General features: G+C 70.1%; 14 protein-coding genes. 11 read left to right on the top strand and 3 right to left on the bottom strand.

Annotation, left to right across the window (positions count from 1 at the left end; translation table 11 throughout):
- The first annotated feature begins 12 nt into the window (after window positions 1–12).
- From EL288_RS12720 to EL288_RS12675, 10 genes are read left to right on the top strand one after another with little or no spacing between them, the layout of a single operon-like run.
- A complete protein-coding gene (locus EL288_RS12720) occupies window positions 13–1,182 on the top strand; it encodes a capsule biosynthesis protein (protein WP_126621957.1) in 1,170 nt (389 codons plus the stop codon).
- 31 nt (window positions 1,183–1,213) lie between these two features.
- A complete protein-coding gene (locus EL288_RS12715) occupies window positions 1,214–3,298 on the top strand; it encodes a glycosyltransferase (RefSeq protein ID WP_126621956.1) in 2,085 nt (694 codons plus the stop codon).
- The gene (locus EL288_RS12710; RefSeq protein ID WP_033452374.1) at window positions 3,295–4,185 is read left to right on the top strand and encodes a hypothetical protein; all 891 of its coding nucleotides are present in this window, start codon (window positions 3,295–3,297) and stop codon (window positions 4,183–4,185) included. Before EL288_RS12715 ends, EL288_RS12710 begins: the two co-directional genes overlap by 4 nt.
- Window positions 4,182–5,279: a polysaccharide biosynthesis/export family protein gene (locus tag EL288_RS12705; RefSeq protein ID WP_003816414.1), complete on the top strand. Its 1,098-nt coding sequence runs from the start codon at window positions 4,182–4,184 to the stop codon at window positions 5,277–5,279. Before EL288_RS12710 ends, EL288_RS12705 begins: the two co-directional genes overlap by 4 nt.
- Window positions 5,280–5,301: 22 nt before the next feature.
- Window positions 5,302–6,591: a Vi polysaccharide biosynthesis UDP-N-acetylglucosamine C-6 dehydrogenase TviB gene (gene tviB, locus EL288_RS12700; protein ID WP_033469731.1), complete on the top strand. Its 1,290-nt coding sequence runs from the start codon at window positions 5,302–5,304 to the stop codon at window positions 6,589–6,591.
- A gap of 13 nt (window positions 6,592–6,604) precedes the next feature.
- Complete coding sequence (locus EL288_RS12695) at window positions 6,605–7,630, top strand: SDR family oxidoreductase (protein ID WP_010926688.1); 1,026 nt, start codon at window positions 6,605–6,607, stop codon at window positions 7,628–7,630.
- Window positions 7,627–9,684, top strand: a complete 2,058-nt coding sequence (locus EL288_RS12690; RefSeq protein WP_015063857.1) for a capsular polysaccharide biosynthesis protein — start codon at window positions 7,627–7,629, stop codon at window positions 9,682–9,684. The genes EL288_RS12695 and EL288_RS12690 overlap by 4 nt, the downstream gene beginning before the upstream one ends.
- Before the next feature lie 13 nt (window positions 9,685–9,697).
- Window positions 9,698–10,918 carry a capsule biosynthesis protein gene (locus EL288_RS12685; protein ID WP_033455381.1) on the top strand — a complete coding sequence of 407 codons (1,221 nt, stop codon included), beginning with the start codon at window positions 9,698–9,700 and terminating at the stop codon, window positions 10,916–10,918.
- Window positions 10,915–11,688: an SDR family NAD(P)-dependent oxidoreductase gene (locus tag EL288_RS12680; protein ID WP_003811236.1), complete on the top strand. Its 774-nt coding sequence runs from the start codon at window positions 10,915–10,917 to the stop codon at window positions 11,686–11,688. Before EL288_RS12685 ends, EL288_RS12680 begins: the two co-directional genes overlap by 4 nt.
- Window positions 11,681–13,237 carry an LTA synthase family protein gene (locus EL288_RS12675; RefSeq protein ID WP_033459472.1) on the top strand — a complete coding sequence of 519 codons (1,557 nt, stop codon included), beginning with the start codon at window positions 11,681–11,683 and terminating at the stop codon, window positions 13,235–13,237. The genes EL288_RS12680 and EL288_RS12675 overlap by 8 nt, the downstream gene beginning before the upstream one ends.
- Here EL288_RS12675 and EL288_RS12670 read toward each other — a convergent pair.
- The 3 genes from EL288_RS12670 to EL288_RS12660 form a co-directional block, all read right to left on the bottom strand.
- Entirely contained in the window at window positions 13,234–14,586 is a 1,353-nt protein-coding gene (locus tag EL288_RS12670) for an aminotransferase class I/II-fold pyridoxal phosphate-dependent enzyme (protein WP_003811240.1), read from the bottom strand. The genes EL288_RS12675 and EL288_RS12670 overlap by 4 nt on opposite strands.
- Window positions 14,583–22,166: a type I polyketide synthase gene (locus tag EL288_RS12665; RefSeq protein WP_126621955.1), complete on the bottom strand. Its 7,584-nt coding sequence runs from the start codon at window positions 22,164–22,166 to the stop codon at window positions 14,583–14,585. The genes EL288_RS12670 and EL288_RS12665 overlap by 4 nt, the downstream gene beginning before the upstream one ends.
- Before the next feature lie 550 nt (window positions 22,167–22,716).
- The gene (locus EL288_RS12660) at window positions 22,717–23,328 is read right to left on the bottom strand and encodes an RBBP9/YdeN family alpha/beta hydrolase (protein ID WP_003811244.1); all 612 of its coding nucleotides are present in this window, start codon (window positions 23,326–23,328) and stop codon (window positions 22,717–22,719) included.
- A 234-nt stretch (window positions 23,329–23,562) separates the two neighbouring features.
- Between EL288_RS12660 and EL288_RS12655 the strand changes: the two genes are divergently transcribed.
- Window positions 23,563–24,690 carry a branched-chain amino acid ABC transporter substrate-binding protein gene (locus EL288_RS12655; protein WP_003811246.1) on the top strand — a complete coding sequence of 376 codons (1,128 nt, stop codon included), beginning with the start codon at window positions 23,563–23,565 and terminating at the stop codon, window positions 24,688–24,690.
- Window positions 24,691–24,716: the final 26 nt, after the last annotated feature.

Below are 24,716 nucleotides of genomic sequence, written 5' to 3'. Positions count from 1 at the left end.
CCAGAAGCGACTATGACTAGTACGGAGAAAACCTATACAGGGCCGCGCCTGCCCGGCATGACGCCGGGCAAGCCCGCCAATTACCTGCGCTGGTCCGCCATCGCGCTGATCGGCATTCCCGGCGTGCTGCTGGCCTTGTACCTGTTCTTCATTGCGTCCGACCAGTATGTCTCGGAGGCGCGCTTCGGGCTGCGCGCGGGCTCGCAGATGCAGCAGGCCAGCGCCAACCGCGACGGGCATTCGTCGATGGGCAGCGGCGCGATGGCGACCGAGCTGTTCGTCGATTCGTTCGCCGTGGTCGATTATGTGAAATCGCGCCAGATCGTACAGGAGCTGGACAAGGAACTGAACCTGCGCGAGATGTGGTCCAAGCCGATGATCGATTTCTGGTACGGCATGAACCAGGACGAGACCGAGGAAGGCCTGTGGCGGCAATGGAATCGCATGGTGGACATCGAATTCGACATGTCCACCGGCGCGATCATCCTGCGGGTGCGGGCCTTCTCGCCGGAGGAATCGCTGCAACTGGCCCAGGCGATCCTGCAGGCCAGCGAGAAGCTGGTCAACCAGATGTCGGCCAAGTCGCGCGAGGACAGCGTGGACTTCGCCCGCGTCGAGGTCGGCATCGCCGAAAAGCGCCTGGCGCAGGCACGGGTGCAGGTCCAGGACCTGCGGGCCCGCACGGGCGTGCTGGACCCCGTCAAGGAGGCGGAGGCCAATCTGCAGCTGGCGGCCAAGGTGCGCGGCGACGTGACCACCGCGGCCGCGGAACTGGACGCGATGGGGCGTGGCGGGCTGCGCAGCGGCCCGGCCTACGAGCGCGTCAAGGCGCGCCACGAAGCGCTGATGCGCCAGCTCAAGGACCTCAATGACCATCAGATCAGCGGTGGGCGCAGCGAGAACGGCAACACGCTGTCCAAGCTGCTGCGCGAGTACGAGTCGGCCGAGACCGAGCGGCAATTCGCCGAGGCGTACTACACCGGCGCCCTGAAAACCCTCGAGGACGCCCGCGGCCTGGCGGCGCGCCAGGTGCTGTACACGGTGATCGCCTCGCAGCCGCAGCTGGCCGACGAGTCGCTGTACCCGCGCCGCTTCACCGATACCGCGCTGGGCCTGCTGGGTCTTTTCATTCTGTGGATCGTGGCGGTGCTGGTGGTTTACGCCGTCAAGGACCACGCCTGAGCCATCGTTCAACCGTCAACGAGATCACGCCATGTTTTCGTTTCTGTCCCGCATCCGCAAGCCGCGCCGCGCCGATACCGCGGCCGGCCCGACCGGCGGCCCGGCGTCCGGGCCGACGATTCTCGACCTGCTCGAGGCCGCGCTGGCCGAGCCGGGCGAGTCGGAAGAAGCCGGCCGCGAGCTGTTGCAGCAGGCGCGCCAGGTGCTGGAGCGCCATGCGGCGGTCCACAAGCCGGCGGCCGCCTTGCCCGAACTGCTGGATTACGTCCGGCGTTATCCGCATACCGAGCTGTTCCAGGTGCTGGTGGCGCGGGCGCTGGAGGCGGCCCACCGCAGCGATGAAGGCCTGGCGGTATGGTGCGGCATCCATCAGCGCTTTCCCGACTCTTCCGAGGCTTTCATCCTCATGCTGCGCGGCGTCAAGCGCCAGCAGGGCATCGAAGCCGGGCGCGCCGAGATCGAACTGTACTTCTCCGGCGGCAGCAGCAGCGCACGGGAGATCCTGCTGGAAGCCAAGAGCTGGGACGAGATCGGGCAGAGCGAGCAGGCCGACGCCTGCTTCGAGCGGCTGTCCCGGCAACACCCCGAGTTCGAGAACGGCTATGTCGGCTGGGCGCAGTCGCTGACGCGCCGCGGCGCGCTGTGGCGCGCCCGCGATGTGCTGCAGGCGGGGCTGGACGCCATCGGCGACGGCGCGCGCAAGCTGACGCGGCGGCTGGTGGACCTGAATGCCGACCTGGCCGCGTTGCGGCGCCTGGGCGTGGAGGGCGATGGGCGCGATGTGCCGGTCAGCATCCTGGTGCTGGAGAAAATGCTGCAGGAGATCGGCCGGCGCCGCAATGCGGAATACGATGCCGGGCCGGAATCGTTCGTCGGTCCGGTGCTGATGATCAATGGCTCGCTGGGCGCCGGCGGCGCCGAGCGTCAATTCGTCAACACCGCCGTGGCCCTGCAAAGCGCCATCCAGCAGGGGCAATCGATTGCCGGCTACGGGGTGCTGGGTCCGGTGCAGGTCGTGTGCCGCTCGCTGCGCAGCCGCGAAGGCGCCGATTTCTTCGCCGCCACGCTGCGCGACGCCGGCATCCCGGTTTCCGTCTATTCGGACATGCAGGCATGGGGCGGCTGCGAGTTCTCGTCGCTGCTGGCGCCGTACCGCGAGTACCTGCGCTTCCTGCCCAAGCAGATCATCGAGGGAACGACCAAGCTGACCGACGTGATGCGGTCGTCGGTGCCCAGCGTGGTGCATATCTGGCAGGACGGTTCGATCTTCGCCTGCGCGCTGGCGGCGCTGCTGGCCGGCGTGCCGCGCATCGTGCTGTCGGTGCGCACCATGCCGCCGGTGGACCGGCCGGACCGCTATCGCGTCGAGTACGACATCATTTATTCGGAACTGCTGAAGATGCGCGGCGTGGCGCTGAGTTCCAATTCGCAATTCGCCGCGCATCGCTATGCCGACTGGCTGGGCGTGGACGAGCGGCGCATTCCGGTGGTCTACAACGGGCTGGCGCCGCTGAAGTCGGTGCAGGACGACGCCTGCACCGCCATGATGGCGCAGTTCGACGCCCGCACTTCGGACGCGCGCTTTACCGTCGGCACGGTCATGCGGGTCGACGACAACAAGCGCCCGTTCCTGTGGGTGGAGGCGGCGCAGCGCTTTGCCGCCAGCCACCCGCATGTCCGCTTCATCATGGTGGGCGGCGGGCCGCTGCTGGAGTCGGTGCGGGAGTTCGCGCAGCGGCTGGGCATGGGCGAGCGCATCCTGTTTACCGGCCTGTCCAGGCGGGTGGGCTACTGGCTGACGCAGTTCAACGCGTTCCTGCTGCTGTCGCGCTTCGAAGGGCTGCCCAATGTGCTGATCGAGGCGCAGTTCTCGGGCGTGCCGGTGGTGACGACGCTGGCCGGCGGCGCCGGCGAGGCGGTGCAGGAAGGCGTGACGGGGCTTACCCTGCCGGCCGACACGGTGACCGCGCCGGACGTGGCCGAGGCGCTGGCGCGCATCCACGACATGTGCGCGGCCGACCCGGGGATCGCGCGCAAGGCGGCCGACTGGGCCTCGGCGCGTTTTTCGCTCAACCAGATGATTGCATCGACGGTCCGGTGCTACCAGATGCCATGACCATGCCGCCCAAACTCTTCGTGCTGGGCAGTTGCCGTGTGCACCGGCCGGCGCGCCTGCTGCACGACGGCGGCCTGGTGCAGCCGCTGACGGCCGGGATAAGCGGCTACATCCACAGTACGCGCGAGGCGGTGCAGCGCGTGCAATGGCTGGCCGACCGGACGCGTCCCGACTCCCAGCTGCTGCCGTTCATGTTTCCGGCCGGCCGCACGCCCGTGGTGACGCCGGCGCGCGCCGACGAACTGGCGCAGGCCGACGCGGTGCTGGTCGAGGCGGCTTCGGAGCGCAGCGTGAGCGTCAATGGCGTGTTCCTGCAGAAGAACCTGGTGGTCAAGCACCTGGTGCGCGAGCTGGGCGACGAAGGCCGCAACTGGTGGCGCTCGCTGGTGCGCGCCGGCGAAGTGGCGCCCGAAGCCTACGAGGCCGTGGCCGGCCTGTACCGAGACCAGGCCGAGGAGACGGTGCTGGCGGGCGGCTTGCGCGTGCTGCGCGAGGCGCGCTGCGCCGAGGACAGCGAGGCCGTGGTGCGCGCCGACCTGATGTACCTGGCGCTGCGCCTGGGCAAGCCCGTGCTGGTGGTGACCCACGTCGACGCCGAGCGCGCCGACGGGCGCCGCATCGCCGCGCGGGTCCGCCACGTGGCGCGCATCAAGGCCGCCGCGCGCGGACTGCACCAGGTGCACGTGATCGACCCGCTGGATGCCGCGCCCGATTGGCCCCCGGCGCGCCTGCTGGCCAGCGACGGCGCCGACATGAACCATTATTCGCCGGAGTTCGAGCCGGTGCTGGCCGGGTACATGCATACGCGCATCCGGGCCGCGCTGGCCGCTTCGAGCGGCGCGCTGGCGCCTTCCCAGTTTCTACCGGAGTACCAAGACGGACCATGAACCATAGACTCATACGTTGCCTGAGCATCGCGCTGCTGGCCCTGCTGTCGGGCTGCAGCATTCTCTCCGGGTCGGGCCCGACGCGATCGGCCATCATGGACGGCGGGTCGACCGACGCGACCGGCGCCAAGCCCGGCTCCTACGACCTGGTGGACCTGCGCGCCGACACCATTGCGCCCTATGTGCTGGTCAAGGCGGTGTCCAAGGATGGCGCCACCTCGGACGGCTACGTGGGCAATATGCGCGTGATGCCGGGCGATGTGCTGCGCATCCTGGTAGCCGACAGCATGGAGACCGGACTGTTCGCGCCGCTGGCCGCCGGCGGCACGGTGTTCGAAGCCGTGCGGGTCGCGGCCGACGGCAGCATCTCGCTGCCCTATGCGGGCCGCCTGAAAGTGCAGGGCAAGTCGCTGGCGCAGATCGAGCAGCTCGTCAAGGGCAGCCTGCGCAATACCGCGGCGGTGCAGCCGCAGGTCATGGTGGATCTGGCCGACGACCGCTCCAATTCGGTGCTGGTGGCCGGGGCGGTGCCGCGCCCGGGACGCTTCGGCGGCAACAAGGGCCCGCTGACGGCGCTGGATGCGATCACGCAGGCGGGCGGCTCGACCCTGCCGGCCTACCAGGCCGACGTAGTGATCCGGACTGGCAGCAAGGTGCAGCGCATTCCTTACCAGCAATTGCTCAACGGCCGCAACGTGGCGGTGGAGCCGCGCTCCGAACTGGTGGTCGAACCGAACCTGAAGCGTTTCGTGGCGATGGGGGCCCTCACCAAGCCGGGCCTGCACGAACTGCCGTCGAACCAGACCAATCTGCTCGACGCCCTGGGCGTGGCCGGAGGCCTGAACGACCGCGCGGCCGACGCCACCGGGGTATTCGTTTTTCGCCTGGACGGCCGCAACGCCGATGGCCGCCCGCGGCCCACGGTGTTCAGGCTGAACATGCGCAATCCGGAGTCCATGTTCCTGGCCAAGCAATTCGAGCTGCTGCCGGAGGACGTGGTGTATGTCAGTAATGCGCCCATGTACGAATGGGAAAAGATCATTACGCCTATCGTGCAGGTCCTGATCGTGGGCCAACGCGTGGGTACTTACTAATTTTCACTGGAAGGTAGCACCAATGCCGAAGAAGTTTTCCAATCCTGCAGATGTTCATCTCGCCGTCGTCGGCCTGGGGTATGTCGGGCTGCCGCTGGCCGTGGAGTTCGGCAAGAAACGCCCGGTGATCGGCTTCGATATCAACGAGCGCCGCATCGCCGCGCTCAAGGCCGGCCACGATCACACCCTGGAAGTCGAGGACGACGAACTGGCCCGGGCCGGGCAGCTCAGCTACACCGCCGAGCGCGAGGAACTGGGCAAGGCCAATGTGTTCATCGTCACCGTGCCCACGCCGATCGACGAGTACAAGCAGCCCGACCTCACGCCGCTGGTCAAGGCCAGCGAGACCATCGGCGCGGTGCTCAAGCGCGGCGACATCGTGATCTACGAATCGACCGTGTACCCGGGCGCCACCGAGGAAGACTGCGTGCCGGTGCTCGAGCGCGTGTCGGGCCTGAAGTTCAACCAGGACTTCTACGCCGGCTACAGCCCCGAGCGCATCAACCCGGGCGACAAGGCGCACCGCGTCAACACCATCAAGAAGGTGACCTCGGGCTCGACGCCGGAAGTCGCCGAGCTGGTCGACCAGCTGTACAACGAGATCATCACGGCCGGCACCCACAAGGCCTCGAGCATCCGCGTGGCCGAGGCCGCCAAGGTGATCGAGAACACGCAGCGCGACGTCAACATCGCGCTGATCAACGAGCTGGCGCTGATCTTCAACAAGATGGGCATCGACACCGAGGCCGTGCTGCAGGCCGCCGGCACCAAGTGGAACTTCCTGCCGTTCCGTCCGGGCCTGGTGGGCGGGCACTGCATCGGCGTGGATCCGTACTACCTGACGCACAAGGCGCAGGCCATCGGCTACCACCCCGAGATTATCCTGGCGGGCCGCCGCCTGAACGACTCGATGGGCGGCTACGTGGTCTCGCAGCTGGTCAAGGCGATGGCCAAGCGCCGCATCCACGTCGAGGGCGCGCGCGTGCTGCTGATGGGCCTGACGTTCAAGGAAAACTGCCCCGACCTGCGCAACACGCGCGTGGTGGACATCGTGCGCGAGCTGGGCGAGTACCACGTCGACGTGGACGTGTACGACCCGTGGGTGGACCCGGCCGAGGCCGAGCACGAGTACGGCATCACGCCGGTGGCCAAGCCGGCCGCCGGGGCGTACGACGCGGTCATCCTGGCGGTGTCGCACCATCAGTTCGTCGAGATGGGCGCCGAGGCGATCCGCAAGTTCGGCAAGGCCGAGCACATCCTGTACGACCTGAAGTACGTGCTGCCTCCCGAGCAGGCCGACCTGCGTCTGTAAGGAGAACACAGCCATGACGACACGATACGAGGATTTGCGCGCGACCCTGCCGCGTGCGCCGGAAAAATGGCTGGTGACCGGCTGCGCCGGCTTCATCGGCTCGAACCTGCTCGAGACGCTGCTCGGGCTGGACCAGGCGGTGGTGGGGCTGGACAACTTCGCCACGGGACACCAGCACAACCTGGACGAGGTGCGCGCGGCGGTGACGCCCGAGCAATGGGCGCGCTTCACCTTCATCGAAGGCGACATCCGCGACCTGGCGGCCTGCCAGCGCGCCGTGCAGGGCGTGGACCGGGTGCTGCACCAGGCCGCGCTGGGTTCGGTGCCGCGTTCGCTGAAAGACCCGATCACGACCAACGAGGTCAACATCGGCGGTTTCCTGAACATGCTGGTGGCCGCGCGCGACGCGCAGGTCCAGGCGTTCGTCTATGCGGCCTCGAGCTCGACCTACGGCGACCATCCCGACCTGCCCAAGGTCGAGGACCGCATCGGCAATCCGCTCTCGCCGTACGCGGTGACCAAGTACGTCAACGAGCTGTACGCCGACGTGTTCGCGCGCTCGTACGGGTTTTCCAGCGTGGGGCTGCGCTACTTCAACGTGTTCGGCAAGCGCCAGGACCCGGACGGCGCGTACGCGGCGGTGATTCCGAAGTGGACGGCGGCGATGATCAAGGGCGAGGACGTCGTGATCAACGGCGACGGCCAGACCAGCCGCGACTTCTGCTTCGTGGAGAACGCGGTGCAGGCCAACCTGCTGGCGGCGATGGCCGCACCGGAAGGCGCGAACCAGGTCTACAACGTGGCGTACAACGCGCGCACGACGCTGACCGAGCTGTTCGAGCACCTGCGGCGCGCGCTGGCCGGGCAGGGCGTGTCGTACGAGAAGGCGCCGGTGTACGCGGAATTCCGCGCCGGCGACGTGCGCCACTCGCAGGCCGACATCGGCAAGGCCGGCAAGCTGCTGGGCTACGAGCCGGCCTACGACATCCTGCGCGGGCTGGAAGCCGCCATGCCCTGGTACAAGCAGTTCCTGCGATGATCGAGCTTCATTCGTCAGGCATCGCGCGTATTCCGTACCTGACGGAGCTGCTGGGCGCGCCGGTCACCCGCTACCGGCGCTTCTGGCCGCCGGGCGGCGCGGCGCCGCGCGCGGTGGCGGGATGGGGCGCGCGCCCCAGCGCCGCGCCGGCGCGGCGCCGCGCCCGTTCGCTGGGCGTGCCCTACATTGCGCTGGAAGACGGTTTCCTGCGCTCGTTCGGCACCGGGCGCCATTTTCCGCCTCTGTCGCTGGTGGTCGATCGCCTGGGCATCTACTACGACGCGACGCGCGAATCCGAGCTGGAGTGCCTGCTGGCGTCGTCGCGCACGCTGCTCGACGGCATCGAGGACGCCGTGCCCGAAGCCATGGAGCTGGTGCGCGAACGCCGCCTGTCGAAGTACAACCAGGGCGGCTTCCTGGCCACCGGCGTGCCGGCCGACGGCCGGCGCCGGGTGCTGGTGGTGGACCAGACCGAAGGCGACATGAGCGTGACCCTGGGTTGCGCCGAGGCGGCCACCTTCGAGGCCATGCTGGCGGCGGCGCGGGCGGAGAACCCTGGCGCGCTGATCTGCGTCAAGACGCATCCCGAGGTGGCGGCCGGCGACAAGTCGGGCTATCTGTCGCGGGTTACCGACGACGCCGATACGGTGGCGCTGCGCCACGACATGAATCCCCTGGCCTTGCTGGAACAGATGGACCGGGTCTATGTGGTCAGTTCGCAGATGGGGTTCGAAGCCCTGATGCTGGACAAGCCCGTGACCTGCTTCGGCATGCCCTGGTATGCCGGCTGGGGCGTGACCGACGATCGCCAGCGCTGCGAGCGGCGCGGCCGCGCGCGCAGCGTCGAGGAGCTGTTCGCCGGCGCGTATTTCCACTACACCCGCTACCTGGATCCGGTGCTGCATCGCCGCGGCACGATCTTCGACGTGATCGACTGGCTGACGCGCCAGCGCGACATGGCGCAGCGCCTGCCGTCGCGCGTGATCGGCGTGGGCATGCGCCGCTGGAAGGCGGCCGCGCTGGCGCCCATGCTGGCGTTAAAGCCCGGCCAGGCGGTGTTCGCCGCCGACGCCGCCCGCGCGCGGGACCTGCGGCCGGCCGCGGGCGACGCCCTGGTGCATTGGGGCGCCCGGGCGCCCGCCGGCGTGGCCGAGCTGGCCGAACAGAGCGGTTGCGCGGTGCTGGCCGTGGAGGATGGCTTCCTGCGGTCGGTCGGCCTGGGGTCGGACCTGATCCGGCCGCTGAGCCTGGCGCTGGACGGGCGGGGCATCTACTTCGACCCCCGCCAGCCCAGCGATCTGGAGCATGAATTGAACCGGGGCGGGTTCAGCCCGGGAGAGCTGGCCAGCGCGGCGCGCATCCGCGCGCTGGTGGTCGCCCACGGCATCACCAAGTACAACGTGGCGCAGCCCCAGCCGGCCGACTGGCCGGCGCGCGGGCGCGAGATCGTGCTGGTGCCCGGCCAGGTCGAGGACGATGCGTCGGTGCGGCTGGGCTGCGACGAAGTCCGCACCAACCTGGACCTGCTGGCGGCCGCGCGCGCCGCGCATCCCGACGCCTACATCGTCTACAAGCCGCATCCGGACGTGGTCAGCCGCAACCGCCGCGGCCGCGTGGCGCTGCGCGAGGCGCGCCGCCATGCCGATCATGTCGAGTCCGCGCTGTCGGTGGTCAGCTGCATCCAGGCGTGCGACGTGGTGCACACCATGACCTCGCTGACGGGCTTCGACGCCTTGCTGCGCGGCAAGCGCGTGGTGACGTACGGCAAGCCGTTCTATGCCGGCTGGGGCTTGACCGAGGACCGCGCCGCCGATTGGCCGCGCGGCCGGCGCACCCGCCGGCTGAGCCTGGACGAGCTGGTCGCCGGCACGCTGCTGCGCTATCCGCTGTACTGGGATTGGGAACTGCGCGGATACACCACGTGCGAGGCGGTGCTGACGCATATTTTCGAGACGCGCGAACGCCTGCAGCGCGAAGGCCGCCTGCAAGGGCTGCGCGCCGGCTATGCGCGCCGCCAGGTGCGCAAGCTGCAGACATTGTGGCTGGCCCGATGAGCCGGAGCATGGCATGAGCGCCTCGTTCCTGTTCCTGCAGGGCGTCTGTTCGCCGTTCTTCGATCGCCTGGGGCGGGCGCTGCGCGAACGCGGCCATGCGGTGCGCCGCGTCAACTACACGGTGGGCGACGCGGCGTACTGGCGCGGCGGCCAGGCGTACGCTTATCGCGGCGCGGCGCAGGCCTGCGGCGATTTCTACGCCGAATTGCTGGAGCGCCACGCCGTCAGCGACATCGTGCTGTTCGGCGACCGCCGGCCGGTGCATCGGCCGGCGGTCGCGCTGGCCCGCGAGAGCGGCGTGCGCGTGCATGTGTTCGAAGAGGGTTATTTCCGGCCGCACTGGGTGACGCTGGAGCGCGGCGGCGTGAACGCGCATTCGTCGCTGCCGCGCGATCCGGCGTGGTATCGCGCCAGCGCCGCGCGCGTGCCGCAGGCCAGCCCGCGCGCGTTCAGGTCGCCGTTCTGGCTGCGCGCCTGGCACGACGTGGCCTACCACGCATGCAACGCCTGGAACCCGCTGCTGTTTCCGCGCTATCGCACGCACGCGCCGCATGGCGCGGCGCGCGAGTACGCCGCCTATGTGCGGCGGGCCCTGCGCTTGCGCGCCCGGCGCGCCGAGGACGCCCGCGCCATGGCCGACCTGGCGGCGCGGCGCGCGCGCTTCTTCCTGCTGCCGCTGCAGCTGGACAGCGACGCGCAGATCCGCGACCACTCTCCCTACGGCGATATGCGCGAGGTCCAGGATGCGGTGATGGCCTCGTTCGCGCGCCACGCGCCGCCGGACTGCCTGCTGGTGGTCAAGAACCACCCGCTCGATCCGGGCTTCGTCGACCAGCGCCGGGTTACCGCGGAAACCGCCCGGCGCCACGGCCTGCAGCGGCGCGTGCGCTACCTGGAGACCGGGCATCTGCCCGGCTTGCTGGCGCACGCCGCCGGCGTGGTGACGGTCAACAGCACCGTGGGCAGCGCGGCGCTGGCGGCCGGCTGCGCCACGCTGGCGCTGAGCCAGCCCATCTACGCCATGCCGGGACTTACCTGCCAGCACACGCTGGACGATTTCTGGCGCGACCCCACGCCGCCACAGGCGGCCCTGTTCGCCGCGTTCCAGGCCGTGGTGATCCATGCCACCCAGGTCAACGGCGGCTTTTATTGCGCGCCGGGCATCGACCTGGCGGTGGCCAATGCGGTGGGACGCCTGACGGCGCCGCGCTCGGCCCTGGAGGAATTGCTATGAGATCGAACTGGCCGGCATGCGTGCTGCTGACCGGCGCCAGCGGCGAGATCGGCCGGGCGCTGGCGCTGGAGTACGCCGCGCCCGGCGTGCGGCTGATCCTGCAAGGCCGGCGCCTGGGGCGGCTCGACGAGCTGGCCGGGCTGTGCCGCGAGCGCGGCGCCACCCTCAGCGTGGCGGCTTTCGACATCCGCGCCACCGAGCGCCTGCTGGCGTGGCTGGAGGAGGTGAACGCTACGCACCCGCCCGACCTGGCCATCATCAACGCGGGCGTCAATATCGACATCGGGCCCGATCGCGCCGGCGAGCGCTGGGAAGACGTGTGCATGGTGATGGACACCAACCTGCGCGCGGCCCAGGCAACGGTGCATGGCCTGCTGCCGGCCATGCGCGCGCGCGGCCAGGGGCAGATCGCGCTGATGAGCTCGCTGGCCGCCTGGCGCGGCCTGCCCGACACGCCCAGCTACAGCGCCAGCAAGGCCGCGGTCAAGGCGTATGGCGAGGCGTTGCGCGACTGGCTGGCGCCGCAGGGCGTGCGGGTGAATGTCATCATGCCGGGCTACGTGGCCTCGCCGATGTGCGCGGCCATGCCAGGGCCCAAGCCATTCCTGTGGCCGCCCGGGAAAGCGGCCCGCGCGATACGGCGCGGGCTGGCGGCCAACCGCGCGCGCATCAGCTTTCCGTTTCCGCTCAACCTGGGCTGCTGGTTCCTGGGGCTCGCGCACCCGGCGGTCTCCAGCCGCCTGCTGCGCTGGCTGGGCTACGGTGGCTGAGACGTTCTGGCTGGCATTGGCGCCCGCCTGGGCCGGCGGACTGGTGCTGTCGTGGGCGCTGGAGGCATTGCTGCGTCCGCCGGTGCAGCCGCCATGGCGGCGGCCGGCCTGGACGCTGCTGCTGCATGCCGGCGTCTGGACCCTGCTGTTCGCGCTCGAGCTGGCCCTGTTTCGCCGGCCGTACTTCGGCGCGATCAACGTATTGGCCATCGAGGCGGTGCTGGTGCTGGTCAGCGCCGCCAAGGCGCGCGTGCTGCGCGAGCCGTTCGTCTACAGCGATTTCGAATACTTCACCGATGCGCTGCGCCATCCGCGCCTGTACCTGCCGTTCCTGGGATGGCCGGCGGCGCTGCTGCTGGCGTGCGGGTACGGCCTGGCGTTGTGGGCCGGACTGGCGCTGGAGCCCTCGGCTACCGGGGCGCGCACGGCGGCCTGGGCCGCCCATGCTGCGCCGGCCCCGTTCTGGGGCGCCACGCTGGCGCTGGCGGCTGCCGGCGCGGCGCTGGCTGTGCTGGCCGGCCACCGCGACGCCGGGCTGACCTACGAGGCGGATCAGGACTTGCGGCGCCTGGGTCTGGTGGCCACCCTGTGGCTGTATGGAAGGGCCGAGCGCCAGCCTTGGACGCCCGCCATGCGATCCGGTCCGTTCGGCGCGGCGCCCGCGGCGGCAGGCGCCGGCCCGCTGCCGCACCTGGTCAGCGTGCAGAGCGAGTCATTCTTCGACGCGCGGCGCGTGTTCGGGACGCTCAAGCCCGAGGTGCTGGCCGGCCTGGATGCGCTGCGCGCCGAGGCCCTGGAGCACGGCCAGCTCGAGGTGGCGGCCTGGGGCGCCAATACGGTGCGCACCGAATTCGCCTTCCTGACCGGGCTGGCCGCGTCGGCGCTGGGCGTGCACCGCTACAACCCGTACCGGCGCCTGCGCCAGCCGCAGCCCAGCCTGGCCAGCCATCTGCGCCAGCGCGGCTACCGCACGGTGTGCGTGCATCCCTTCCACGCCAGCTTCTACGGCCGTGACCGGGTCATGCCCTGGCTGGGCTTCGACGAGTTCGTGCACCTGGACGCCTTCGCCGACGCGCCGCGCGCCGGGCCCTATGTGGCCGACGCGGCGCTGGCGCGCTACGTGGCCGAGCGGCTGGCCGGGCAGGGCAGCCAGCCGTTGTACGTGCATGTCATCACCATGGAGAACCATGGTCCGCTGCATTGGGAAAGCGTCGACGCGGCCGACGCCGCGGCGGTGCTGGACGGGCCGCTTGCGTCTGGCTGCGCCGACCTGGTGGCGTATGCGCGGCATCTGCGCAATGCCGACGCCATGTTCACCGGACTGGCGGCGGCCATGCGCGGCCTGTCGCGCCCGGCAGGCCTGTGCGTGTATGGCGACCATGTGCCCATCATGGCCGAGGTGTACCGGCGCCTGGGCGAGCCGGACGGCCGTACCGATTACCTGATCTGGCAGGCCGGCGGCCAGGGCGGCGCCGCACCCGGCCTGCGCCGCGTCGACGAGCTGGCGCAGGTGTTCCTGCGGCACATGGGGTTGGCCCCGCCCGGCTAGGCGCGGTCGATTTCCTCGGCCAGGGTGTCGACCGCCTGGCGGATGTCGGCCTCGCTGTGCTGGGCCGACATGAAGAAGCGCAGGCGCGCCGATTGCTCGGGGACGGCGGGGTAGAGGATGGGCTGCACGTTGATGCCGCGCGCGAACAGCGCGGCCGACAGCCGGGCGGCCTTGATGGAGTTGCCGACGATGGCGGGTATGACGGCCAGGCCGCTGCTGCTGCCGGTGTCGATGCCGCGCGCGCGCGCCTGCCGCAGGAAGTCGCGGCCGCGCGCCTGCAGGGTGGCGACCCGTTCGGGCATTTCGCGCATGCGCGCCAGGGCCGCCAGGGCCGCCGCGGCGACCGCCGGCGGCATGCCCACGCTGTACAGAAAGCCGGGCGCGAGGAACTTCAGGTGCTCGACCAGGGCGTGTTCGCCAGCGATGTAGCCGCCGCAGCCGGCCAGCGTCTTGCTCAGCGTGCCCATCCAGATATCCACGTCGTTGCCGGCCAGGTCGAAGTGCTCGCGGATGCCGCGTCCGCGTGCGCCCATCACGCCCAGCGAATGCGCCTCGTCCACCATGAGGAAGGCGCGATGGCGGCGCTTGACCTCGATGAAGCGGGGCAGGTCCGGGTAGTCGCCGTCCATGCTGTAGATGCCTTCGAGCACGATGAGCACCCGTTCGAAATGGCCGCGCTGTTCGTTCAGCAAGGCGTCCAGCGCGGCCCAATCGTTATGGGGAAAGGACAGGCGCCGCGCGCCGGCCAGCTGGATGCCTTGCAGCACGCTGTTGTGGATGTATTCGTCGTGCAGCACCAGGTCGTTGGCGCCGAACAGATGGCCGATGGTCGATACGTTGGTGGCGTGGCCGCTGACGAAAACGACCGCGTCATCGACTTCGTAAAGCCGCGCCAGTTCGCGCTCCAGCTCGCGATGCACGGGCCGCTCGCCCGATACCACGCGGCTGGCCGAGACCGACGTGCCGTAGCGGTCGATGGCCTGCTTGGCGGCCTCGTTGACGCGCGCGTCGCCGGACAGGCCGAGGTAGTTGTAGCTGGCGAAGTTCAGGTAGGGCTGGCCGTCGATGCGGGTGGTCGCGCCGGCGCTGCCTTCGTGCAGCTTGAAGAACGGACTGTCGATGCCCAGCCGCGCGGCGCCGTCATTGATGATGCGCAACTGCTGGTAGGCCGGATGCTGGTCGAAGCGGCAATGGGCGTCGCCCACGGCGACGCGCGCACCGGCCGCCAACGGCGAGGCCGTGGCCGGCGCCGCGTTGCGCAGCTTGCGCTGCAGCGCTTGCTGGATCAGCTTCTGTTTGATGCCGGCCGCCAGGCCGGGCAGGGTCTTGCTGTGCGTCATGGGATTCAATGGATCATTTTCTGGCGAGGCGCCGTGGCGTCGAGATCGGCGGCGAACTCCGCCAGGGAGTCTGCCGGCACGTCGGCCGCGTGTTGCGCCGCCACTTGCCGCACCTGCGCAGCAGTCGCGTCGGCCGGCATGTCGGATTCGCCGCGCAGCAGCGCGACCAGGCGTTCGGCCAGCTGTTCGATGGTGGGACTTTCGCTCAACGCCATCACCGGCAATTTCAGCCCGCAACGGTTCTCCAGCGCCACCATCAGTTCGACCCCCATCAGCGAGTCCAGGCCCATGTCGTACACGGAACGGCTCGCGTCGAGGCGGTCCATCGGCACGCGCAGGATTTCGCCCACTTCCGCTTTCAGGATCTCGACCAGGCGGGCCTGCAGCGCGGCGTCGTCCAGCGTGGCGGCCAGGTGGCGGATGTCCTCGTCGTTCAGGTCGGGGCCGCCGGCCTGGGCGCGGCGGCGCGCCACATCGCCGAACTTGGGACTGGCCGCGCTGGGCAGGAAGCGGGCCAGCGCGTTCCAGTCCAGCTCCAGCACGCCCAGGTCGCTGCGATCGGCCAACAGGATGTCCTCCAGCGCCTGCAGGGCCACGTCCGAACGCAAGGCCTGGCCGCCCATGCGTCCGGCCAGCGCGTCCTTGACCTTGACGTTGCGGGCCAGATAGCCCACATCGTCGAGCGCGCCCCAGGCTACGCAGGTGGCCGGCAGGCCGCGCTCGCGCCGGGCGCGGCAGAATGCTTCGAGCCAGGCGTTGGCGGCGACATAGTTGCTCTGGCCGGGATTGCCGAACAGCGTCGTGGCCGAGGAGAAGCAGACGAAGAAGTCCAGCGCCAGCCCGGCCGTCAGCGCGTCCAGGTGTTGCGCGCCCAGCAGTTTCGGCGCCAGCACGCGTTCGATGCGCGCCGCGTCGGTATTGCGCACCAGGGCGTCGTCGATCACCATGGCTGCGTGCACGATGCCGCGCAGCGGCGTCTCGGCCGCAATGCCGGCCAGCAGCGCCGCCAGGGCGGCGCGGTCGGTGACGTCGCAGGCGACGGCGTGCACGGCCACGCCCTGGCGGCGCAGGGCGGCCAGCGCCGCCAGCGTATCGGGTTCGGTGGCGCCACGCCGGCTTGCCAGCACCAGATGGCGCGCACCCTTGTCGGCCAGCCACTGCGCCGTGCGCAGGCCGAACCCGCCCAGCCCGCCGGTCACCAGGTAGCTGGCGCGCGGATCGAGGGCGAGCGCGGCGTCCGGCCGCGCCGCCGTGGCAGGCGCGGGGCGGACCTCGTCCATGCCGGCGACCACGATCTTGCCGATCTGGCGGGCCTGCTGCATGTGGCGGAAGGCATCGACCACCTGGTCGGCATGAAACACCGTGTACGGCAGCGGATGCAGCGCGCCGGCCTCGAACAGCGCCATCATGTCGGCGAACAGCCGCTGGGTCAGGGCGGGACGGCGCGCCATCAGCTGGTCGGCGTCTATGCCGAAGTAGCTGATGTTGTTGCGGAACGGCCGCAGGCCGATGCGCGTGTTCTCGTAGAAGTCGCGCTTGCCCAGTTCCAGGAAGCGGCCAAAGGGCTTGAGCACCACCAGGTTGCGATGGATCGCTTCGCCGGCCAGCGAGTTGAGCACCACGTCGACGCCGGCGCCGCCGGTGTTGGCCAGCACCTCGTCGGCGTAGGAGAGGGTGCGCGAATCGTAGACATGCTGCACGCCGAGCAGGCGCAGGAAGTCGCGTTTGTCGGGCGTGCCGGCGCTGGCGTGGATTTCGGCGCCGCGCCATTGCGCATACTGGATCGCCGCGATGCCCACGCCGCCCGCGGCGCCGTGGATCAGCACTTTCTCGCCGGGTTCGAGCTGCGCCAGATGATGCAGCGCGTAGTAGGCGGTGAAGAAGGTGCTCGGTATCGTGGCGGCCGCCTCCAGCGACATGCCGGCCGGCACGCGGGCCACGGCGGCGGGCGTGGTCAGCACGCGGTCGCCGAAGCTGGCCGGTCCGAACCCGACCACCGCGTCGCCCGCCGCGTAGCCCTGGACCTGGGCGCCCGCGCGCGTGACCGTGCCGGCGAACTCCAGGCCCAGCGTGGGGCCGGCAAAGCCGTTTTCGATCGCTTCGTCGGACAGCATGCCCAGTGCGTACATCACGTCGCGGAAGTTCAGGCCGGTGGCGGCCACGGCCACTTCCAGCTGGCCCCCGGCCGGCGCCGGCAGCGGCGCGTGGCGCCAGGCCAGGGCGCGCAGCTGCCCGGGCAGCTCGAAGCCCAGCTGCACCGCCGCGGCGTCCTGCGGCGCTTCGGCCGGGCAGTCGGCGCGCGGCGCGGGCGGCTGCGCCAGGCGCAGGCGCGGCGCGTGGCGGCTGCCGCCGGCGGCCAGGACGAGCTCCTGCTCGGTGTCGGGCCACAGCAGTTCGCGCGTCAGCGCATCCAGGGGCAAGTCGGCCATGTTGCGCGGCAGATCCAGCATGCGCACAGCGTTCGACTCGTTCATCAGCGTGCGGCCGTAGCCCCACAACGCGCTGTCGGCGGCGGGGGCGACGGCGTCGTCGCCGGCCAGGTGCTGGGCGGCGCCGCGCGTCAGCAGCCACAGCGGCGCGTCGGCAAGCGGCGGCCCGGCCTGCAGCGTGGCGGCGGCCAGAGCACAGCGGCGCACCTGGTGGCGCAGCATGGCGGCGGCGTCGATGTGGGCGGTGGCGGCCAGTCCCGCGGCGTGGATCACGCCATCGACCGGACCGCTCTTGGCGGCCTCCTGCAGCCAGAGGGCCAGACCGGCGTCGTCCTCGGGGGCATCGCCGGCCGTGGTCACTTGCTGGCCAGCGGCGCGCAGTTGGGCCGCCAACGGCCTGGCCACGGCGGCGTCGGCCGCGTCGGCCAGCAGCAGCCAGCGGCGCGCGGGCGGCGCGTCTACCGTATCGCCGCTGTCGCCGTCGGCCACCGTGGCCACGGTGGCCGCCAGCAGGTAGGGGCCGCTGCGGGTGTCCGGCAGGAAGTCGGCCGCCGGCTCGCAGGCGCAGCCCAGGGCCTGCAGTTCGCGGCGCCAGAAGGCGGCCGGCTGCAGCGCGGGCGTGGCCTCGCCCGCGACCGAGGCGCTCCACCACTGGCCACGCGCGCCGAAGATGAAGTCCAGCCACGCGGTGGGCTGGTTGGCCAGCAACAACAGCACGCCGCCGGGCGCCAGGCAGTGGCGTACGTGGCCCAGGGCCTGGCGCGCCTCGTCCAGCGTCGGCCAGTTGGCATGCAGGATGGCCAGGTCGAAGCGACCTGCCGGCGGTTCGGTATGGTCGATGGCCTGCACGCTCAGATCGGGGCAGCGCTCGCGCAGCCGTTCGGCCTCGTCGATGGCCGCGCTGCGCGAGCTGCGGTAGACGCAGTCGATGCGGTCGTCGTCGAGGGCCTGGTAGTAGTCCAGGCCGAAGGCGGGGCCGTCGGCGCCGCATTCGAGCACCCGCAGGCGCGCGTCGCCGCGCAACTGCGCCACGGCCGTCGCCAGCCAGCCGGCGATGTGCTGGCCGAGGCGGCGCTGTTGTCCCGCAGGCAACAGTTGCGCGGTCAGCGAGCCCGGCGTAAGCGCAGGCGGATGGACTTCGTCCAGGGTGCGTTCGCCGCGCAGCAGCGCAGGCAGGCTGAGGCCCACCCGGCCCACCGCCTGGGCGACGCGGAAGTGCTCGGGGTACTCGCGCACCAGCGCGTTCCAGATATCGGTGGCGCGCGGCTCCTGCGGGTCGGCGGCGCGCAGCCGCCAGCCGGACGGCGTGGCGTCGAGCTGTCCGTCCTCCTGGGCCTGGCGCAGCAATTGCTCGAGCAGCGGGGCGCCGCCATCGGCGGCTTCGCGGCAACGCGTCACGGTCGCCGCGGACAGCAAGCCGTCGTCGTCGGCCAGCGCGTGCAGGGCTTCGCAGGTGAACTGCCGGCACAGGCTGTCGAGCAGCGGATCGACCTCGTACGCATAGCGTTTGAGGGAGTCGGCATCGATGGCCTGCAGGATCGCGCGTTCGCCGTCGGCCACCTGCAGCGGCGGCGGCGCGTCGGCGTGTGGGTGCGGCCGCGGCACGCCGACGTAATGCAGGAAATCGAGCGCCTCGCCGGCGCCCTTGCGCAGGCGGATGCTGCGGAACCGCGCTTCGCGCGCGTGGGCGATCTGCTTGCCGCGGGCGTCGAACAGCGCGAATTCGGCCATCAGGGAATGCGGGTTGCGGCGCAGCAACCGCACGCGCGCCGAATGCACCGGGCCGGCGGCGCGCCGCCAGGCCAGGCGGCCGATGCGGGCCGGCACGTAGGTCAGCCCGCTGTCGCGTTGCGCGTCGTCGCGGAACCAGTGGATGATGAGCTGCAGCACGCTGTCGAAAACCGCCGGGTGCAGATGGTGCGCGGCCAGTTCCGTGGCGATGGGCTCGGGCATGCGCAGCTGCGCGACGATGTCGCCGTCGTCCTGCAGCCAGCCGCGCTCCACGGCGCGAAACGCCGGGCCATAGCTCAGGCCCACGCTTTCGGTCAGCGCCAGATGGCTGGCGGCGTCGAAATCGGCGGGGCGTTCGGGCAAGGCGGGCGCACGCTCGCCTAGCAGGGCGGCGCCGGGCTCGCTGAGGATGCGCGCGGTGGCATGCGTGGTCCAGGCGCCGTCGCTGCCCTGGTCGCGCGCGCGCACGTGCCAGCGGCCGTCCTGGGGGTCGACGGCGCAGCGCGTCACCTTGGCAGCGCCTGCGGCCAGCAGCAGCGGCGCGTGGATTTCCAGGTCTTCGAGTTCGACGTACTCCCCATCCTCGTGCCGGGCCTGCGCCGCCGCCAGCGCCATCTCGGCGAATCCGGCGCCCGGGAACACCACGGCCTGGCCCACGACGTGATCGGCCAGCGCCGGATGGGTGCTGCAATCGAGCTGGTTTTCCCAGGTCGATTCATGCTGGCGCAGCGGGTAGCCCAGCAGGGGATGCACGCGGCGGCGCTCCAGCAGTCCGATGCCGGACGGCGTGAGCGGATGCCAATGGCGTTCGCGCTGCCAGGCGTAGGCTGGCAGCTCGACATGCCGGCCCGGCCACGGGAACAGCGTTTGCCACTGGGGCGCGGCGCCGCTGGCCACCACCTGGCCGGCGGCGTCGTGCACGCGCTGCGGGTCGTCCTCGCCGCGCGTCGCGGTGACGATGACGCGGCCTTCGACGTTGGCCTGCTTGAGCGCATCGTTGATGTAGCCGCGCACCACCGGGTGCGGTCCGATCTCGACGAAGATGTTCTCGCCCTGTTCGATGAGCGCGGCCATGGCCTGGTCGAAACGCACTGGCTGGCGCACGTTGCGCCACCAGTAGTTGGCGTCCAGCGCGGCGCCGGCCATGCATGCGCCGGCGACGGTGGAATAGAACGGGATTTCCGCCTCGCCGGGCGTCAGGCCGGCCAGCGCTTCGTGCAGCGCGCCGCTGATGCCGTCCATGGCGGGGCTGTGGAAGGCATAGTCCAGGTCGAGCCGGCGCTGGAAGGCGCGCCGCTCGCGCAGGGCATTTTCCAGCACCGCCAGCGCATCGGGGTTGCCGGCGATGGTGGCGCCGCGGCTGCTGTTGTGGCCGGCCACGCACAGCACGCGCGACAGGCCCAGTTCGGCGATCAGCGCCAACGCGGCGCCGCCGTCCACGCCCACCGCGGTCATGGCGCCGCGCCCGCGCGTCAACCCTTGCAGGCGGCTGCGATGGAAGATCACTTGCACGGCGTCGGCCAGCGTCAGCGCGCCGCTGGCCCAGGCGGCCGCGACTTCGCCGACGCTGTGGCCGGCGACCGCGTGCGCGACGATGCCGCGTTGGTTCAGCATGCGGGTCATGCCCACCTGCATGGCGAACAGCGCGGGTTGCGCATATTCGGTGCTGTCGTAGCGGCAATCGCCCGGGGCGGCGCGCAGCGCATCGCCCAGCAGGTAGCCGGCCAGCGGATGGAAGTAGGCGTCGATCTCGTGCACCGCTTCGGCGAACACCGGGTTGTGCATCAGGCGCTCGCCCATGCCGGCCCACTGCGAGCCATTGCCCGAGTAGACGAACACCGGTCCCTGGGCGGCGGGCACGGCGCGGCCGCTGGCGACCAGCCGGCGCGGCCCGCTTTCGTCGGCGAAGGCGGTCAGGGCCTGGGCGATGGCTTCGGAAGTGGCGCCATACACGACGGCCCGCTCTTCGTGCCAGTCGCGGCGCAGCGCGGCCTGGTAGGCGATATCGTAGAGGGCGCGCGACGGCTGGCTGCGCAGGTGCCGCGCCATGTCGCGCGCGGCCGCCTTGAGCGCGGCGGGCTGCTTGCCGCTGATGACCAGCGGGATGGCCGAGGTGGTGGCCAGTGTGGCAAGCGGCGCATGCGGCTCGTCCGGCGGCGTCTGCAGGATGACGTGGGCATTGGCGCCGCCGAAGCCGAACGAGTTCACGCCCACGGTCAGCGTGCCGCGTTCGGGCAGGGCGCGCCGCTGGCGCACGATGTCGATGTTCCAGGCGGCGCAATCGATGTTGGGGTTGATCTCGTCCACGCCGATGGTGGCGGGCACTTCCCGGTGGCGCAGGCAGTACAGCGCCTTGACCAGGCCGGCGACCCCGGAGGCCGCTTCCAGGTGGCCCTGGTTGCTCTTGACCGAACCGATGGGCAAAGGCGCGTGGGCCGCCCGCTGCCGGCCCAGCGCCATGCCGATGGCGCGGGTTTCGATGGGGTCGCCCACCGGCGTGCCGGTGCCGTGCGCTTCCAGGTAATCGATCTGGCGCGGGTCGATGCCGGCCTGCGCATAGGCCTGGCTCAGCAGCCTGGCCTGCGCGTCGGCGCTGGGCACGGTCAGGCCGGACTTCCTGCCGTCGGTGTTGACGGCGGTGCCCGCCACCACGGCCAGGATGGGGTCGCCGTCGGCCAGGGCGGCGTCATAGTCTTTGAGGATGAACAGGCCGCCGCCTTCGGCGCGCACATAGCCATCGGCGCTGGCGTCGAACACGCGGCAACGGCCGCGCGGCGACAGCATGGAAGCCTTGGAGAAGGTCACGAACCCGTACGGGTGCAGGTGCAGGCTGACGCCGCCGGCCACAGCCATGGTGGCGTCGCCGGCGGCGATGGCGCGGCATGCCTGGTGAAAGGCCACCAGCGACGACGAGCACGCGGTGTCGACGGCCATGCTGGGGCCGCGCAGGTCGAACACGTAGGACAGCCGGTTGGCGGCGATGCTGCTGGTATTGCCGGTGGCGATGGAGGCATCGACCACCTCCAGATCGTCGGCCAGCCGGTAGGCATAATCCGCGCTGGCGATGCCGATATATACGCCGCAATCGCTGCCGCGTACCCGGGACGGCCGCAGGCCGGCATTTTCGAAGCCTTCCCAGCACAGTTCCAGCAGCAGGCGCTGCTGCGGATCCATCAAGGCTGCTTCGCGTGGCGAGATACCGAAGAAATCCGCATCGAAGCCGGAAATGTCGCCGAGCGAGCCCGCGCTGCGGGTATATGCGGTGCCCGGATGATCGCGCTGCGGGTGGAAATAGGCATCGCTGGACCAGCGCGATTCGTCGACCTGGGAGACCAGATCCTTGCCCTGGAGCAGGTCGCGCCAGTAATCGGCGGTATTGGTGCGGGGGAATCGGAACGACAATCCGATGACGGCAATACGCTTTGCCATTGAACATCCTTCTAGCATGCTGTCTGACAGCGGGCCATTAATGGGCGCGCTCCGCCGCGGTGCGGCAGAGCGTAGGAATTGCGCACTGCACAACGATAAATCCAGGCCGCGCGGCGGGTTATGGCCGATCAGGCAGCCGTTATCGGGCAGGGCCTGGCGCCGATGCCGTTGAAACGGCGCGCCATCCCGCCCGGAAGCGGAGAGCTGCGGAGGATTCTAGAGGGCGGCCTGTCGACAAATATTTCAAGCCCCGACATTCTCAATGCCAATGTTGCGTCGCCTGATTAGCCTGGAGCGTGTGCCGTAGTCACGCGGCGCATATGAGGTTGCAGTGCGGTACGGCTGCTTACATGGTTATCCTTGCGCTTACACGTTGCCCGCCGCGGAAATAATGCTGTAGCGCGGCCGTGTTTGCGGCGCCGCGTCGCGGATCGCCGGATTTATTAATTCCCGGATTATCGATTCTACTTGCCAGGCTATTTTTTCCGTGCGCAAAAATATTAACGGACGCCAGGCGTCCGTTAATATCGGCAGGCCGCGCGCGCGTGCGCTAGCCGTAGCGCGGCGGCGCCATGATGCCGGCGGGCACTGGCGGGATTTTCTCGGCTGGCGGGCTGATGCGCCAGCAGGCGCGCCGGCGCAGCGCGGCCAGTTGTTTCAAGCCCTGCGGCCATGCGCCCAATTGGCTGTCGGCGTTGATATGGCCGGCGCCCTGCAGCACCACCAGCCGACTGCCCCAGTCCTGGGCGAACTGGCGCGCGCGCTCCAGCCGGCAGTAGGGATCGTCGTCGCTGGCGATCACCACGCTTTGGTACGGCAGCGATTGCCGCGGCACCGGGCCGAAGGCGGCGATGGCGGCGGGCGCGCCGGGCCGCTCGACATCGGCCGGCGCCACCAGCAGGGCGCCCGCCACCTTGGCGCGCAGCGCGATCGGCAGCGCCGCGCTGACCAGGCAGCCCAGGCTATGGGCGACCAGCAGCACCGGCGTAGGCGCGGCGTCGACGGCGGCGGCCAGGGCCGCGACCCATTCGGCGCGCTGCGGCTGGTGCCAGTCGCGTTGCTGCAGCCGCACGGCATGCGGCAGCGTGCGGCTCCAGTGCGTCTGCCAGTGTCCGGGGCCGGAACCTTGCCATCCGGGGACGATGATGGGTTGGAGTCTCATGGGCCTGATGATGCCGTCGCCGCTTATGAACGCAAACGAAGAAATGCTCCATTGCATATACGCGCGCGGGTATAACGAACGGCTGCGCGAGGCTTCCGGGACGCGCCGCAACATGCCCGGAAACAGGGCCTTTCAGTGTATGCTTGCCCTGCTATAGGCCGGGCGCGGGCGGGCATTGCCGGTCCACGCGCCAGGCCGGTCGATATCAATGATTAAAAGCCAAGGAGCAGGCATATGAACAAGGCATTTCGTTTCACGCCGGTGATCGCGGCGCTGGGCATGGCGGCAGGTATCGCCATGTCGGCCGGCGCCCACGCGCAGACGATCAAGATCGCCGTGGTCGGCCCCACCACCGGCCAGGTCACCCAGTATGGGGACATGGTGCGCGAGGGCGTGGATACGGCGATCGAGCGTATCAACGCCACCGGCGGCGTCAACGGCAAGAAGCTGGAGGCCGTGGTCATCGATGACGGCTGCGAACCGAAGCAGGGCCCGGTGGCCGCCAACCGCGTGGTCAACGACAAGATCGGCTTCGTGGTGGGCCACGTATGCTCGGGCGCGACCATCGCCGCCACCGAGATCTACAACAATGAAGGCGTGGTCATGGTGACGCCTTCGGCCACCTCGCCGGCGGTCACCGACGGCAAGAACTACGAGTTCATCTTCCGTACCATCGGCCGCGACGACCAGCAGGGCCCGGCGGCGGCCAAGTTCATCCTGGAGAAGATCAAGCCCAAGACGGTGGCCGTGATCCACGACAAGCAGTCGTACGGCCAGGGCATCGCCACCGCCGTCAAGGACACGCTGGAGAAGAACGGCACCAAGGTCGTCATCTTCGAAGGCATCAACGCCGGCGACAGCGATTATTCGGCGGTGATCACCAAGCTGAAGGCCGCCAAGGTCGACTTCGTGTACTACGGCGGCTATCACCCCGAGATGGGCCTGCTGCTGCGCCAGGGCGCCGAGCAGGGCCTGGATGCCAAGTTCATGGGGCCGGAAGGCGTGGGCAACCCGGACATCAACGCCATCGCCGGTCCCGCCGTCGAAGGCATGCTGCTGACCTTGCCGGCCGACTTCACGCTCAACCCGGCCAACGCCGAGATCGTCAAGGCGTTCAAGGACAAGAAGCGCGACGCCAGCGGCGCGTTCCAGCTGACCGCCTACGCGGCCACGCAGGTGATCGCCGACGGCATCAAGGGCGCCGGCAGCGAGGATCCCACCAAGGTGGCCCAGTACCTGCACGCCAACAGTTTCCAGACGCCGATCGGCAAGACCTCGTGGAACAAGCAGGGCGACTTGAACGCGTTCGAGTTCGAGGTGTTCACCTGGCACAAGGACGGCAGCAAGACGTCGTACAAGTAAGGCGCATGCGCGCGGCTCGCCGCGCA

This window comes from Bordetella bronchiseptica (assembly GCF_900636925.1).
GTDB lineage: Bacteria > Pseudomonadota > Gammaproteobacteria > Burkholderiales > Burkholderiaceae_B > Bordetella > Bordetella pertussis.
This window is presented reverse-complemented; position numbering and strand designations above follow the sequence as displayed.

What these genes read in the sequence shown, in the direction of transcription:
- EL288_RS12720 (WP_126621957.1), top strand. Translation starts at nt 13, where the DNA reads ATGACTAGTACGGAGAAAACCTATACAGGGCCGCGCCTGCCCGGCATG.
- EL288_RS12715 (WP_126621956.1), top strand. Translation starts at nt 1,214, where the DNA reads ATGTTTTCGTTTCTGTCCCGCATCCGCAAGCCGCGCCGCGCCGATACC.
- EL288_RS12710 (WP_033452374.1), top strand. Translation starts at nt 3,295, where the DNA reads ATGACCATGCCGCCCAAACTCTTCGTGCTGGGCAGTTGCCGTGTGCAC.
- EL288_RS12705 (WP_003816414.1), top strand. Translation starts at nt 4,182, where the DNA reads ATGAACCATAGACTCATACGTTGCCTGAGCATCGCGCTGCTGGCCCTG.
- tviB (WP_033469731.1), top strand. Translation starts at nt 5,302, where the DNA reads ATGCCGAAGAAGTTTTCCAATCCTGCAGATGTTCATCTCGCCGTCGTC.
- EL288_RS12695 (WP_010926688.1), top strand. Translation starts at nt 6,605, where the DNA reads ATGACGACACGATACGAGGATTTGCGCGCGACCCTGCCGCGTGCGCCG.
- EL288_RS12690 (WP_015063857.1), top strand. Translation starts at nt 7,627, where the DNA reads ATGATCGAGCTTCATTCGTCAGGCATCGCGCGTATTCCGTACCTGACG.
- EL288_RS12685 (WP_033455381.1), top strand. Translation starts at nt 9,698, where the DNA reads ATGAGCGCCTCGTTCCTGTTCCTGCAGGGCGTCTGTTCGCCGTTCTTC.
- EL288_RS12680 (WP_003811236.1), top strand. Translation starts at nt 10,915, where the DNA reads ATGAGATCGAACTGGCCGGCATGCGTGCTGCTGACCGGCGCCAGCGGC.
- EL288_RS12665 (WP_126621955.1), bottom strand. Translation starts at nt 22,166, where the DNA reads ATGGCAAAGCGTATTGCCGTCATCGGATTGTCGTTCCGATTCCCCCGC.
- EL288_RS12660 (WP_003811244.1), bottom strand. Translation starts at nt 23,328, where the DNA reads ATGAGACTCCAACCCATCATCGTCCCCGGATGGCAAGGTTCCGGCCCC.
- EL288_RS12655 (WP_003811246.1), top strand. Translation starts at nt 23,563, where the DNA reads ATGAACAAGGCATTTCGTTTCACGCCGGTGATCGCGGCGCTGGGCATG.